The sequence below is a fragment of the Edwardsiella sp. EA181011 genome, from assembly GCF_000800725.1.
Classification (GTDB): domain Bacteria; phylum Pseudomonadota; class Gammaproteobacteria; order Enterobacterales; family Enterobacteriaceae; genus Edwardsiella; species Edwardsiella anguillarum.
Window position 1 is genome coordinate 3023756 of the sequence record NZ_CP011364.1, and the last position, 14652, is coordinate 3038407.

At 62.2% G+C, this 14652-nt stretch carries 8 protein-coding genes and 2 pseudogenes; 5 read left to right on the forward strand and 5 right to left on the reverse strand.

The window, feature by feature from the left end; all coding sequences use genetic code 11:
- The first annotated feature begins 212 nt into the window (after positions 1-212).
- Complete coding sequence (locus QY76_RS13265) at positions 213-1817, forward strand: phosphoethanolamine transferase (RefSeq protein WP_045424926.1); 1605 nt, start codon at positions 213-215, stop codon at positions 1815-1817.
- Positions 1818-1868: 51 nt separating this feature from the next.
- On the opposite strand, the pseudogene QY76_RS13270 reads toward QY76_RS13265, so the two are convergent.
- Positions 1869-2446: pseudogene (locus tag QY76_RS13270) on the reverse strand (hydrolase).
- A 134-nt stretch (positions 2447-2580) separates the two neighbouring features.
- The gene (gene rclA, locus QY76_RS13275) at positions 2581-3909 is read right to left on the reverse strand and encodes a reactive chlorine resistance oxidoreductase RclA (RefSeq protein ID WP_045424924.1); all 1329 of its coding nucleotides are present in this window, start codon (positions 3907-3909) and stop codon (positions 2581-2583) included.
- 121 nt (positions 3910-4030) lie between these two features.
- Here rclA and QY76_RS13280 point away from each other — a divergent pair, with 121 nt between their 5' ends.
- The gene (locus QY76_RS13280; RefSeq protein ID WP_049648834.1) at positions 4031-4927 is read left to right on the forward strand and encodes an AraC family transcriptional regulator; all 897 of its coding nucleotides are present in this window, start codon (positions 4031-4033) and stop codon (positions 4925-4927) included.
- A gap of 251 nt (positions 4928-5178) precedes the next feature.
- On the opposite strand, the gene pgtP is transcribed toward QY76_RS13280, so the two are convergent.
- Positions 5179-6573, reverse strand: coding sequence for a phosphoglycerate transporter PgtP (pgtP, locus tag QY76_RS13290; protein ID WP_045424922.1), 1395 nt, complete (start codon positions 6571-6573; stop codon positions 5179-5181).
- 392 nt (positions 6574-6965) lie between these two features.
- Here pgtP and QY76_RS13295 point away from each other — a divergent pair, with 392 nt between their 5' ends.
- The 3 genes from QY76_RS13295 to QY76_RS13305 are packed head-to-tail and all read left to right on the forward strand — an operon-like array spanning position 6966 to position 11438.
- Entirely contained in the window at positions 6966-8192 is a 1227-nt protein-coding gene (locus QY76_RS13295; RefSeq protein ID WP_045424920.1) for an ABC transporter substrate-binding protein, read from the forward strand.
- The gene (locus QY76_RS13300) at positions 8189-10216 is read left to right on the forward strand and encodes an ATP-binding protein (protein ID WP_034164334.1); all 2028 of its coding nucleotides are present in this window, start codon (positions 8189-8191) and stop codon (positions 10214-10216) included. Before QY76_RS13295 ends, QY76_RS13300 begins: the two co-directional genes overlap by 4 nt.
- Positions 10203-11438, forward strand: coding sequence for a sigma-54 dependent transcriptional regulator (locus QY76_RS13305; protein ID WP_049648835.1), 1236 nt, complete (start codon positions 10203-10205; stop codon positions 11436-11438). Before QY76_RS13300 ends, QY76_RS13305 begins: the two co-directional genes overlap by 14 nt.
- Before the next feature lie 117 nt (positions 11439-11555).
- Here QY76_RS13305 and ansP read toward each other — a convergent pair.
- Positions 11556-12938, reverse strand: a pseudogene (ansP, locus tag QY76_RS13310) (L-asparagine permease); the annotation flags it as partial.
- A gap of 286 nt (positions 12939-13224) precedes the next feature.
- Positions 13225-14562, reverse strand: coding sequence for an AppA family phytase/histidine-type acid phosphatase (locus QY76_RS13315; protein WP_034164337.1), 1338 nt, complete (start codon positions 14560-14562; stop codon positions 13225-13227).
- Between the last annotated feature and the right edge of the window lie 90 nt (positions 14563-14652).

Here is a 14652-nt window from a genome sequence, read left to right on the forward strand (position 1 = left end):
TTTGTTCGGTTTATCACATATTGTATGCCGGATATCTGTTGCTATTCGCTCCAGCTCAGATTATCTTCAAGCTGCCAGTTCGGACCGAATCCGACACTCCGGATCCCCCTTCCAGCGGCAGCTCTGTCGTACACTATGTCCTCCTGCCGGAGCGTGGGGGGATTCATCACGGTGAACCGGGATCACCAGCGCATCTTGTTCAGAAAAAAACCATGAAGCCAAAAGAATTACTGTTACGCGCAAAAGGCGGCTGCGGCGAATTGTTGACGCCCTATCCGCTGCTTTACGTTATCCTCGCCGCCCTGATCAACCTGGGGCTGGGCTACCGCTTTAGCTTTATCTATGCGCTGGGACTGGCCGGTATTTTCCTGCTGCTGGCACACTACCTGCCGCGAACGCAGCGGGTGCTGCTGCTGATCTGTACCCTGGTCGCCGGGCTCTACTACCCGTTTGGCCGGGTCTTTGGCCCGCCCAACTTCAACTCGGTGTTGGCGCTCTACTCCACCAACCCGGAAGAGGCCGGCGAGATGGCGCAGATCTTTCCCTTCTGGGACTATCTGATCGCCCTGTTTATTCTGCTGCTCGGCGGCGTCCTGGCGTGGCGGCCGGTGCCGCGTGAAAAATCCTGGGGATTGCCCAAGACGCTCTACCTGCTGCTCGCCCTGTGCGGCCTACTGTTGACGCCGGTCACCAACCTGAGCGCCGGCGGCGAGTTTCGCCTGAACGACACCGGCTATCCGGTCGTGCGCTTTATTGAGGACACCGCCAACGGCAAGCTGGAGGTCGATCGCGAGATGGCCCGTATGCAGACGCTCTCCTCCGTCGCCGACAGCTGGCACGTCACCTCGGTCAAGCCCAGACATCAGATCTACGTGCTGGTGATTGGCGAAAGCGCGCGCCGCGATGCGCTCGGCGCCTTCGGCGGCAAGTGGCCCACGACCCCCTTCGCCAGCCAGGTCAACGGCGTCTTCTTCAACGACTATCTCTCCGCGGCCCCCTCGACCCAGAAATCCCTGGGCCAGACGCTGAACCTGGTACGCAACGGACAGGCCGAATATCAAAACAGTATTATCACGCTGGCGCAGAAGGCCGGCTTCCGCACCTTCTGGTTCTCCAATCAGGGGCAGCTGGGCAAATATGACACCATCGTCGCCAAGCGGGCCGACGAAGTTCGCTTTCTCAAACAGGGCGACTTTGAGGACGGCAAGTCCACCTCCGACATGGATCTGCTGAACTTTACCCAGCAGGCGCTGGACGCCCCCGCGGAGGGGCCTAAGCTGATCGTCTACCATCTGATAGGCTCCCACCCCAAGGCCTGCGATCGCACCAATAACCACTTCACGACCTTCGTCCATACGAAGGAGACCTCCTGCTATCTGTACAGCATCACCCAGACCGACCAGTTCCTGAGCGAGCTGTATGGCCAGTTGAGCAAGAGCGGGCAGAACTTCTCCATGATCTACTTCTCCGATCACGGTCTGGCCTTCCATGAAAAGGGCACCCGCAGTGAGTTCCTGGCGCACCACGATCGTTACCGTCAGGACTATCAGGTGCCGCTGATGATCCTCTCCGCAGATGACGAACGGCGTACCGTGATCAAGGCGCGCCGTTCAGCCCATGATTTCCTGCACCTGTTCTCTGACTGGACCGGGATCAAGAGCGAGGAGATCGTCGACCGCTATCGCTTTATCTCTGGCCAAAAAGCTATTCCGTCGAAGGTGATGGTGCAGAACTTCGCCCTGAAACAGGTTCCCTACGATAGGCTGGAGGACGATCCGTTTATCGTCCAAGACTCTGCGGCCCAGCGCCGTCAGTAAACGTCAGACCGCGCTGCGCACGCTCCCGGCGCAGCGCGTAGCCTACGCGGTTTATGCCGCGTCGCACAGCGCGGCCAATAGCGCCGCGCTGTGCGACACCCGAGCAATGCGCGGAAAAATATAGCGGAAGCTGTGGCGGTGCTGAACCTCATCCGCCGCCGCGCAGAGATCCTCCGCAATCCAGAGCCCATAGCCATGCTCCCAGGCGCTGCGCGCCGTCGATTCGACCCCGATATTGGTCGAGATCCCCCCAGCACCAGCGTATCGATGCCGCGACGGCGCAGCTGCAGATCCAGCTCGGTGCCGTAAAACGCCCCCCACTGATGCTTAACGATCTGAATATCCTGCGCCGTTGGCGTAAGCGCCGCCGGATAATCCCACCAGTTATCCGCCAGCGCCCCTCCCGGCGCCGGGGCATCGACCGGCTGGCGCAGGGCATCGGCGCCAGAGGCGCACCAGCCAACGCGCACCAGCACAACCGGCATCGCGCGGACGCGGAACGCCGCCGCCAGCGCGGCGGCGCGGGCCACCACCTCATCGCCGGTATAGGGCGCGGCGGCGACGGGCAAGATCCCCTGCTGTAGGTCGATCAGTACCAGGGCTGTTTTAGCCGGGTCAAGCTGCTGCATCATTGCGCTCCTTGTCACTCTGTTCGGTGCGACGCCCCCGCATGGGCCGCCGTCAGGATCACAGTCTAGCGAAGCGCGCGCAGGGATGCGCATCTTCCCCATGCCATTGTGTTAGCAAATATGAGCCGCAGGCCCTATGCATCCACCAGCGCGAACAGATCGTTAAACGCCTCACTCATCGTCGGATGGGTATAAATCTGATCGCGCAGGACGCTGTAGGGCACGCCGGCGTCCATCGCGGTTTTCAACAGGTTGATCATTTCATGAGAGTCGCGACACAGCAGCGCCGCCCCCAGGATCCGCCCACTCTCGCGCTGAACCACGGCTTTCAGCACCCCGCGGGGATCTTTCAGGGTACGCGCGCGCGGAATGACGCCCACCGGCAGCGTCACCACCGTTACCGCTTCTCCCTGCGCGCGCGCCTGCGCCTCACTCAGCCCAATGCGTGACAGCGTCGGCGTCATAAACACGGAATAAGGGAGCGCGCCGCGATCGCCCGTATGGCGTAGCCCCTTTCCGTACAGGCTGTCACGGACAATGCGGAAATCATCCAGCGAGATAAAGGTAAACTGCGGCCCGCCGTTAACATCCCCCAGCGCCCAGATATGCGGCTGCGTGGTCTGTAGCTGCCCATTCACCTTGATCGCCCCGCGCGCATCCACTTCAACACCGGCCTGCTCCAGCGCCAGCCCGTCGCTATTGGGCAATCTGCCGGAGGCAACCAGCACCGCATCCGCCTGCACACGCCCCGCCTCCAGCTCAACCGTGACGCCCGCTGCATCGTCCTCTATCCGACGCACCCTGCCCCCCAAACGCAGATCGATCCCCTCGTCGCGCAGGATCGTCTCCACTGCCTGCGCAATATCGCGATCCTCACGCGGCAGAAAATCTGCGGCGGCCTCCAGCACCGTGACCTCCGCCCCAAAGCGGCGCAGCAGCGAGGCAAACTCTACGCCAATATAACCGGCGCCCAGGATAACCAACCGCTGCGGCAGCGTCGCCAACTGCAGAAATGATGTGCTGTCATAGACGTGGGATGACGCCGCCAACCCCTCAATAGCGGGCATCGCCGAGCGGGCGCCCGTGTTAATGAAAATGCGCTCCGCGGTGATCCGCTGCTCTCCCTGGATACCCTGCACCGCCAGCGTATGGGCATCCACAAACCGGGCATGGCCATTTATCAGCGTCACCTTTGCCAAATCTTCCAGTGCGTGGCGATTATTCTCCCGCAGCATCTCCACCAGCTGCCGCTGACGCAGCACGGCCTCGGCAAAGGGGATACCGGTATCGGCATCGTGTACCCAGCTTTTGGTCGGGATACAGCCCACATTGATGCAGGTGCCGCCGTACTGTTGCGCGGATCGCTCAATCAATGCGACCTGCTCCCCGCGCCGTGCCAAAAAGGCGGCCAACGTTTTTCCCGCCTTGCCAAAGCCAATCACTACGTTCTGAAAATGCGTCATGGGTTTCTCCTGCGTCCAATAACGTGAATAATGGACAGCGTGTCCGATTGGCTTACATTACGCCATTATCGTCCTAGCCCCGCTGTGTCGGAAGCGCAGGATACTGCTCAGGAGTCTCATTATGGATATATTAAGCGCCTTGCTTACGCTACATGAGTTGCGCAGCAGTATTGATGTGCGCTGTCATTTGCAGGGGGAGTGGCAGCGGCCTCACGCCGCTGGTGAACTGAACGCGATCCATTGGCATGGTCTGCTGGACGGCAGCGCCAGGATAGAGCTGGCCAACGGACAGCGTCATACCCTTCAGCCCGGTAGCCTGACTATGCTGCCGCAAAGCGCTGCGCATCGCCTGTGCAACAGCGACGGCGACGTACGCCTGATCTGTGGCACCCTGTATATCGATCCCACGCAGCGCCACCTGCTGGCGGCGCTGCCGGAAACCCTCATCTATCACGAGGAGGGCACCTGGCTGACCGCAACGCTGCAGCGCCTGTTTCAGGAGTCCGCCGCCGCCCTGCCCGGCGGGCAGTTCCTTTGCCAGCGCCTGTCTACCGTACTGCTGACGCTGGCGCTGCGTCACTGGCTGACGCAGACGCCAACCCAGGGCGGGCTGCTGCACGCCCTGATGCATCCACGCCTGGGCAATGCTATCGGCGCCATGTTGCATCAGCCGGAGCAGCCGTGGAGCGTTGCCCGTCTCGCGGAAATCAGCCACCTGTCACGCGCAAGCTTTGCCCGCCAGTTCCGCATGGTTACCGGCAGTACACCGCTGCTGTTGCTTACCCGTATCCGTATGGCACACGGCGCCGCCCTGCTGGGACGCGAAGCCTTTACGCTCGCGGACATCGCCGAGCGGGCCGGCTACGCCAGCGAGTCCGCCTTTCATCATGCCTTTGTCCGCCACATGGGGCTGACGCCCGGAGACTACCGGCGCCGTTCCCATCAGTTGGCCATGAGTGCGGATACCGCGACGCTATCCTCTCCGACCGGCGCCCAAAATACAGCGCCCGTCGAATGACGGGCGCAAAGAGGCGTTGTTAACAATCTGCGGTCAGCGGTTGATCCTGGTAGCCGTGTATCCTAGCATCGGCCAGGCAGTCCCGGCGCCGGGGGAAGAAAACCGCCGAGTGATGCACGATATACCCGGTGGACGCTACGACGCACCACCCCCACTGGCCACATGCGTTGGCGTAAAAGCGCCAGAAATTGTCCTCTGTTGCAAAGTACATATCGACCTCCCGGTTCGCCCGTACGGCGTCGCCCGCGTCGTTACTCCGCGGCGGGCTGCAGCGTCATCTCCGGCGCGGCGTGATTCAGCGCCTGCTGACGCTGACGCTCCAGCTCCAGCGCCCCGCGATGAGACAGGATGCAGAACAGGATGCAGCAGACCACCCCGCCCATCAGCAGATAGAAACCGCCGTGCCAGCCGAAACGGTCTACCATCACACCAAACAGGCTGGTTCCCAGCGATGCACCGAAGATGTAGCTCATGAAACCGCGCAGCCCAACGGCGGAACCAACGGCAAAGCTGGGGACGATCTCCATGGTCTGCACTGATGCCAGAAACTGCGGTACATAGATCAGGCAGCCAACGATGGCGGCAAAGACGGTGACAACGGCCAGCGAGTTGCTCTGCCAGTAACCGATCAGACAGACAAAGATCATCGCCATGCAGATGATGGCCAACGGCATACGGCGACCGTAGAACAGCTTGTCGGTCAGCCACCCGGCCAGCAGGGTTGACGGGATCGCCGCCCACTCAAAGAACAGGAACGCGATGCTCATCTGCTCCTTGCTAAAGTTTTTCTCCGTCAGCAGATAGATCGGCAGCCAGCTGATCATGCCGAAGCGCACCATATAGACGAAAACATCGACCATAGAGATATACCAGGCATTTTTATTCTTCAGCACGTAGGTACAGAAGATCTGGAACGCTGTCATATTTTCCGGAGCACGGGCCTGGGCATGCCCCTTCAGCACCACCTTCTCCTCGGGCATCATCTCATCCAGCGCCGGCAGCCCCTCTTTCTTCGGCGAGCGCTTACCCAATAGCAGCACTACGCCGGCAAAGAGTACGGCGATAGCGGCCGGAACCATATAGCTGGCGCTCTGCCAGTGCTCATTCCCCAGCATGGCGAAGGCGACGCCGATGATCGGTGCCACGATGCCCCCACCCACGTTGTGGGAGATATTCCAGAAGGCGCCGACGCGGCCTCGCTCACAGCGCGGGAACCAGTTGGCAATGGTGATGAAGGAGGGACCGACCCCCATCCCCTGGAACAGGCCGTTACAGACCACCAGCGCGACAAACAGCCAGAAGGCGCTGCTAAATCCCAGCCCCACGTTAACCAGCGCACACATCACCAGGCCGCAGGCCATAAAGATTTTCGGGTTGGCTTTATCCGCCAGGCTGCTCATAACCCCTTTGCTAATGCCATAGGCAATCAGCATACAGCTACTTAATAAGCCAATTTGGGTTGCACTTAAATCCAACTGTTCTTTCAGATAAGGCGTAGAAAGCGTAAAGTTATTACGCACAATATAATACGCCATATACCCCAGGAACACGCTCATTAACGCCTGGACTCTATAGCGTTGATAGGTCGCGGCGACCTTCTCCGGCGGCACCCGCTTTGCCGCGCTGTGGCTGTTCAATGATTGCATATTATCACCCGTTATTTAGTCGTCTGTCAGAGAGGTATTGCTATTTGTGCTGGTAATAATGCGCAGATAAAGACAAGGCGGCAAGCCAGACAAAATGAGTCAGTTTTGACACAAAATAAAATATTCAGGTGCCATTTTGACTCAAACCAAATAACATTGACGGTTATCAGCTGACTTATTTCCACGCAGCAGTTAGGATTGCCGCTATTATTTGAGTCGATTAACAGTATCGACGATGTCCTGCGGATAATATAGCGCCATGTTACGCCGCTTTATTCACCAGCCAGCGCATTGGTTCATTCAGGCAAGTTTGCCCCAAATGCCTCAGCACACGCCCGGCGGCTTTATTTTAAAACCATGAATATGATCACACTTGTCCGTAGGAGTGCGCCATGTACCGCGCCTGTCTAACCCTGATAATCCTGCTGTCGCTGCCCCTGACGCTGCAGGCCAAACGCAGCGAGCTGGTCATGGCGACCACCTTCTCGCCCCAGGCAACGGCCTACATTATCAGCCGTTGGCAGCATCAGCCGGGCGCGGTGCCCATCCGCACCATCAACCGCACCAGTGCATCGCTGGAGCAGCTGCTGGATAACCTTAACGATGGCCATATCGATCTGGTGCTCACCTCATCGCCGATGCTGCTACAGCACCTGCAGGATCACCATCGTCTGGCGCCCATCGACGCCCAGCCGGCCGAGCTGCAGCGCCAAATTCCCGAATCAATCCGCGCGACCTCGGTGGCGGTGGCGCTCTCCGGCTTTGGTCTCTTGATCAACCGCAGCAATCTGGCGGCCCAGCACCTGCCGCCGCCGAAGGACTGGGAAGATCTCACCCTGCCCCAGTACCGCGATATGCTGTTAATGAGCAGCCCGTCGCGATCCGATACCAACCACCTGATGATCGAATCCCTGCTACAGCAGTACGGCTGGCAGCGTGGGTGGCAGATCCTGTTGATGGCCGCCGGCAACCTCAGCACCATCTCCTCGCGCAGCTTTGGCGTCGCCGATAAGATCCAGACCGGTCTCGGCACCCTCGGCCCAGTCATCGACAACTATGCCCAGATGCTCAGTACCGATCCCCATCTGACATTCCACTACTTTCCGCACAGCGTCGCCGCCCCGACCTATGTGGCGGTCGCCCGCGACGCGCTCTACCCCGGGGAGGCTCGGCGCTTTATCCGCTTTCTGCTCAGCCCCGACGGCCAGCGTGCGCTGGCCGACACCAACACCGGAAAGTATCCGATTGTCGCCCTGCCGGGCAACTCCGCCCGCGCTCAGCAGCAGCGGCGGCTGCTGGCGCAGATGGACTACCGCCTGATCCTACTGCGTCAGCGCCTGGTTCAGGCGCTGTTTGATACCGCCATCAGCTTCCGGCTGCCGCAGCTAAAGGATGCCTGGCGCGCCCTGAACGCCGCGGAGAGCCGGCAGAAACATCCATTGCCCCACATTCGCGCGCTGCTGACGGCCATGCCGATCAGCGCCGCGCAGAGCGAAGATCCGAAGCTGCTGGCACAGTGCAGCAGCCGGGCAGGATGCGAACAGCTGATGATGGAGTGGCAGCAGTTTTTCCATCAAAAGCAGCGCCAGGCGATTAATCAGCTGGAAAACCTGAAATGAAGCGGTTGCTGCGTCAGGCCCGCCGTCTCAGCATCAGCGCCAGCCTGCAGATCGCCTTTCTGGCCAGCGCGCTGCTGACCCTATTTGTCAGCGCCGTCAGCCTCTACTCTTGGCACGCGCAGAGCTCCCAGGTGCGCTACACCCTGGACGACTATTTTCCGCGCATTCAATCCTCGCTGGTGATCGAAAACGCCCTGAATACCCTGGTTGACCAGCTCAATGAATTTGTTCTGGCGCCCGATACCAGCGTACGCCTGCAGTTCCGTCAGCAGATCGTCAGCCACCTGACGCAGATAGAGCAGCTTAGCCACCGCCTGGAGCCGGGAGAGCGCCATCAGCTCGCCGGGATCCTGCAGCAGAGCCGCCAGCTCCTCAGCACGCTGGACAATGCGCTCTACACGCTGTTTTTGGCGCGGGAAAAGACCAACGAGGTCGCCGGGCGCATTACCTGGCTGCACGATGACTTCACCACCGAGCTGAACTCCCTAATGCAGGACTTCAGCTGGCAGCAGGGCGCACTGATCGATCAGATGGAGGGGCGCGATGCTGCCACGATGCACCGGCTACAGCAGCGCCTGCGGGCGGTGCAGCAGGAACAGCAGCAGGTGTATGCCCTGGCCCGCCTGGAGAATCAGATAACCAACGATCTGCGCGATCGGATAGGCGAGCTGAACAACAGCGACAACGGCGCTATCAACATGGACGGCCACCGGCGCTACCTGGAGTATCTACGCAACAGCGCCGCCGAAATCATGCAGCCTCTGACGGCGCTGCCCAGTACGGTGACCCTGCGCCAGACCATCGATGAGCTGCTGGATATTGGCCTCGGCGCAGGAAAACTTCCGGCGACCCTGGCCGACTATCAGCAGGCGCGTAATGCGCTGCTGCTGGCGACCCAGCAGAAAGAGCGCACCCTCAGCCGGTTTCGCGCCGTGCTGGAGCAGCAGCTGGATACCAGCCACCGTCGGATGCAGACGTTTAACCAGCGGCTGGAGCATATCATTCGCGTCAGCGGCCGGCTGATCCTCATCGCGACCCTGCTCTCCCTGCTGTTGGCGCTGCTGCTGAGCTACGGCTTTATCCGCTCACGGCTGGTGAAGCGCTTTACGGCGCTGAGCCAGGCCGTGGCGCGTATTGGCACCGGCGATCGCACCACGCGGATCCCGGTGTACGGGGTCGATGAGCTGGGGCGTATCGCCCGCCTGCTGCGCCGCACGCTGAGCCAGCAGCACCGCCAGCAGCGCCGCCTCGAGCGAGAAGTCGCCGAGCGTAAAGCGATAGAACACCATCTACGCACCACCCAGGACGAGCTGATCCAGGCCGCCAAGCTGGCGGTGGTCGGCCAGACCATGACCACGCTGGCCCATGAGATCAACCAGCCGCTGAATGCCCTGTCGATGTATCTGTTCTCCGCCCGCCGGGCGCTGGAGAGCGGCCAGCAGGCGCAGGCCGAAGCCACGCTGCAAAAGTGCGATGGTCTGATCGGCCGTATGGATGCCATTATCCGCTCGCTGCGCCAGTTTGCCCGCCGCGCCGACGACAGCCCCCTGCACCCGCTCGCGCTGCGCCAGGCCTGGCTCAGCGCGTGGGAGCTGCTGGCGCCGCGCCACCGGCGTCTGCAGGCACGGCTGACGCTGCCGGCCGATGACGTCTGGATCCGCGCCGACGACGTCCGCCTGCAGCAGGTGTTAGTCAACCTGTTAACCAACGCGCTGGACGCCGCCGAACAGCCGATGCACATCGCGGTCAACTGGCGCCGGCACGCGGGACACCTTGAGGTCACCCTGTGCGATGACGGCCCCGGCTGGCCGCTGGCGCTGGCGCACCGACTGCTCAAACCCTTTACCACCAGTAAACAGGTGGGGCTGGGGATCGGCCTATCCATCAGCCAGTCGCTGATGGAGCAGCTGGGCGGCGAGCTGCGTATCGCCTCCGCCCTGCCGCACGGCGCCTGTATCCTGCTCTGTTTTACCCTGGCGGACGCCCCGCCGCATCTGACGGAAACCCTGAATGCTGACCAGTGAACACGCCATTTTATTGATTGATGACGATCCCGATGTACTGGACGCCTATACCCTGCTGCTGACGCAAAGCGGCTATACCGTTCACGCCTGCGCCGATCCGCTGCAGGCGCTGGCCATGATCCCCGATGACTGGCCCGGGGTTATCCTTAGCGACGTCTGTATGCCGGGCTGCTCCGGCATTGCTCTCATGGAGCGCCTGCGCATCCGCGACAGCCAGCTGCCGGTCCTGCTCATCACCGGCCACGGCGACGTCCCGATGGCCGTCGAGGCCGTCAAAAAAGGCGCGCGTGATTTTCTACAGAAACCGGTCGATCCGGCGCAGTTGTTGGCGCTGACGCAGGCGGCACTCAGCGAGCGGCGATCGGTGGTAGCCCGCCGCAAATGGCAGCGTCACCAGCTGCAGACCGAGCTGGTCGGGCGCAGCGAATGGCTGCGCCAGATGCGTACCCGTCTGCAGCAGCTGGCGGAGACCGATCTGGCCGTCTACTTTTACGGCGAGCCCGGCAGCGGCCGGACCCTGTGCGCCCGCCACCTACATCGCCTGAGCGCGCGCAGCGAAGGCGCCTTTATCGTCCATCAGGCCGGTGACGACGATCTCCAGCGCAGCATCGACCAGGCACAGGGCGGAACGCTGCTGATCCCGCACCCGGATCGCCTGGACGAAGGCGCGCAGTACAGCCTGGTGCGCAGCCAAAGCCACGATCCGCACGCCTTTCGTCTGCTGGCCATCGGCGAAGGACCGCTGGTAGAGCACGCCGCGGCGCAGCGTATTCTGCCGGATCTCTACTACTGCTTCGCGATGACCCAGCTGGCCTGCCCACCGCTCTCCCAGCGGCCGGACGATATCGAACCGCTGTTTGAGCACTACCTGCAGCAGGCCTGCCTCCGGCTCAACCATCCCCGCCCCACTCTGCCAGCCAGCCTACGCAAAAGCTTGCTACAGCGTCACTGGGCCAACAACGTCCGCGAGCTGGCCAACGCCGCCCAGCTGTTTGCCGTCGGCGTGCAGCCGCTGGCTGACGTCGCCTGCCCCCAGGTGCACGAAGCCAGCCCCACCCCCCTTGACCGGCGCGTAGAGGAGTATGAGCGTCAGATCATCACCGAAGCCCTCAACCTGCATCAGGGACGGATCAATGAGGTGGCGGAATATCTGCAGATCCCGCGCAAGAAACTGTATCTGCGGATGAAAAAATACCACCTCGATAAGACCCACTACCGCTGAGGGTTTCAGTCCGCGGGCGACGCCGGCATCACTCCTCGCCGCCGACGGGCAGGAGCGGTGCATCGCCCTGCCGCTCCCGGCGGCGCAGCCCGCGCCAGCCCAGGGCCAGCAGCAGCGCCAGCCCAGGGCCAGCAGCAGCGCCAGCAGCGGCAGCGTGGCGACTGTCCAAGTCCCGTTCGGATAGTCACAGGCCATCAGCGCCACGACTCCCAGCAGAAACGCCAGCGTCAGCCAACCGGTCACGGGGGCACCGGGCATACGAAAGGCCACCGGCTCGGCGCGCCCGGTGCGGATCGCCTGACGCAGCTTCATCTGGCAGACGATGATGAATGCCCAGGAGGCGATGATCCCCAGCGAGGCCACGTTGAGCACGATCTCGAATACCCGGGTCGGCAGCAGATAGTTAAGCACCACGCCCACCACATACAGAGCGACGGTGGCCAAGATACCGGCATAGGGCACCGCCTGGGCGCTCATCCGGGCCATAAAGCGCGGCGCCGAACCGCCCATCGCCAGCGAGCGCAGGATCCGTCCGGTGCAGTACAGTCCGGAGTTCAGGCTGGAAAGCGCCGCCGTCAGCACGACCAGGTTCATCAGGCTACCGACGTAGGGTACGCCCAGGCGGGAGAAGAAGGTGACAAACGGACTTTGGCCGGCCTGATAGGCATTCCACGGCAGCAGGCAGACCAGCAGCAGGACGGAGCCGACGTAAAACAGGCCGATACGCCAGATGACGCTGTTGATCGCCCGGGGCACCAGACGCTGCGGATCGCGACACTCGCCGGCGGCGGTACCGACCAGCTCGATCGAGGCGAAGGCAAAGACCACCCCCTGGATCAATACCAGCGCCGGCAGCACCCCGTGCGGAAACAGGCCGCCGTTATCGGTGATCAGATGCAGCCCGGTGGGACTCCCCGCCAGCGGGCGGCCGCTGCCCAGATACAGGGTACCCACCAGCAGAAACAGAACGATAGCCACCACCTTAATCAGGGCAAACCAGAACTCCATCTCGGCAAACCACTTCACGCCGATCATATTCATGGTCGCGACCAGCGTCAGCGCCATCAGGGCAAAGAGCCACTGAGGCACCTCGGCAAAGGCGCCCCAGTAGTGCATATACAGCGCTACCGCGGTGATATCGACGATGCCGGTCATCGCCCAGTTGAGAAAATACATCCATCCGGCCACATAGGCCGCCTTCTCCCCCAAAAACTCCCGTGCATAGGAGACAAAGCTACCGCTGGCCGGGCGGTGCAGTACCAGCTCACCCAGCGCGCGCAGAATAAAAAACGAAAACAGCCCGCAGATCAGGTACACCAGCGCCAGTGAGGGCCCCGCCGCCTGTAGGCGCCCGCCGGTGCCCAGAAACAGCCCGGTGCCGATGGCGATCATCTGGATCTGCCGCTTTCCCATCCCCTTCTGGTAACCCGCCTCCTGGGCGTCCAGCGCACGCCGCTGCTGATCTGCCTGCGCCTCAGCACCCTTACCCGGTAAATCCATTCTTCAATAACCTATTTTTGATCTGTCTGCCATACCCGCACCGAGATCGTCCCGCTGCGCGACACACCGCGTCCCGGGCCGCTCTGTACCCGTGTATCCACATGATTTACGTTAAAAAATCAGAAGGAGCGACAGCCTACCCTGTCGGCTCGCATTAGGCAAAAAAGCCAGATTCAATCGATTGAAAAAGCGGCACGGCAGGCAATTCGCCGCGGCAGGGCGCCCGCTAAACCAGCGCGGGAGGGAGACACGGACGCCGCCGACGATGCCGGACGGCGCGGTGGGCTTACTGCATTGCGCCTGTCACGTCGGCGGACGCCGGCAGACACGCCGGGATCAGGCGGGAGGACAGCCACCGGCTGAAGACATCCAGCGGACAAAAGCCATCGGCCGTTCCGCCCCGGCATCCCGGTAACGTCAGGATCACCTGATGCGGCGGCGCCTGCAGCGTCAGGCGGGTCTGCTGGCGCAGCTGCGCCAGCGACTGATAGACCACGCTCACCCGCACCCAGGCGCGCCCCGCGCTGTCGCCCCAGCGCTCAAAGCGCAGTTCACCGCCGGGCGGCGTATTATCCGGCTGCTCGGGCAGGCTCCACGGCGTTTGCAGCATACCGGACAGATTGGCCAGGTTGGTATCATGACCGACCAGCAGCAACAGGCGGTTCTGCGCCGTGAGCCCCGGCAGGCGCGGCGTCTGTCCATTCAACGCCTGCAGCACGGTATACATCAGCGGCGTCCCGCGATGACGGGCGATATCGTCGGTGCGCGACAGCAGGTCAAACTGAAGGTTGTGCAGCTGGAGCAACGACCGCCACTGCGCCGTGGTGGCGATACGTCCCCATGCCGGCTGCGCCATTCCCTGCGCCTGCTGCAGCAGAAACATCTCCGCCAGCGTCGCCGAGAGCCCTACTGCGCCGCGCAGCGCGATGGCGCCGTGAGTGCCGATGTGCAGCCGGGTTGGCATGGTCTGGGCGAGGGTACACGCCCCATCCCCGCGGCGCCGCTGGCAATAGGGCGACGACGCGAAGCGCAGCGTCTCATCCATCTGCGCCAGCGCGGCGCCATAGCGGCGGTTGAGCACGGCCAGCGACATGCCGGCCTGCGCTTCTATCGCCCGGCGCGCCCGTGCCTTATCCAGCCGGCAGACGCCCGCCTTCACCGGATGAAACAGGGGATCGCGCGGGGACACATCGGGCCGGTGATGAATGGCGATAGCGCAGCGCGGCGCCAATCCCTGCAGGAAAGCCGCGCCGGTTTTACGCGTACGCTGATCCACATCGGTCCAGGCATAGACCCATCCTGCCGGAGGACATCCCTGCGCAGGCAGCAGCCCTTCTTGACTCAGCTGCTGTCGATAATAGGCGCCAAGCAGGCTCACCAGGGACTCTCCGCGCGGCGTAATATCCCCCAGCGGCACCGGCCATGCCGGCCACGCATCCGGCGTGACCTCACGGATCAGCGCCGGCATTTTGGTCGGCGCCCGTACGCCGTGGCGACTGACGATCACCACCCGCTCCAGATGGCGCGCGGAATGCTCCACCGTCGACGCCGCCATCAGCGGCAGCGGAAACAGCAGCGCAGGGAACAGAAAAGATAACCAACGGCTCAGCTCTCGCCAGCGCATTTTTGCCTCCAAGGCAGAGTTTCGACAAGGTTTGACCACACCGGCTTATTTCATTCAGTGTAAATCGTACCGTCCGATTATTCAGCCCGC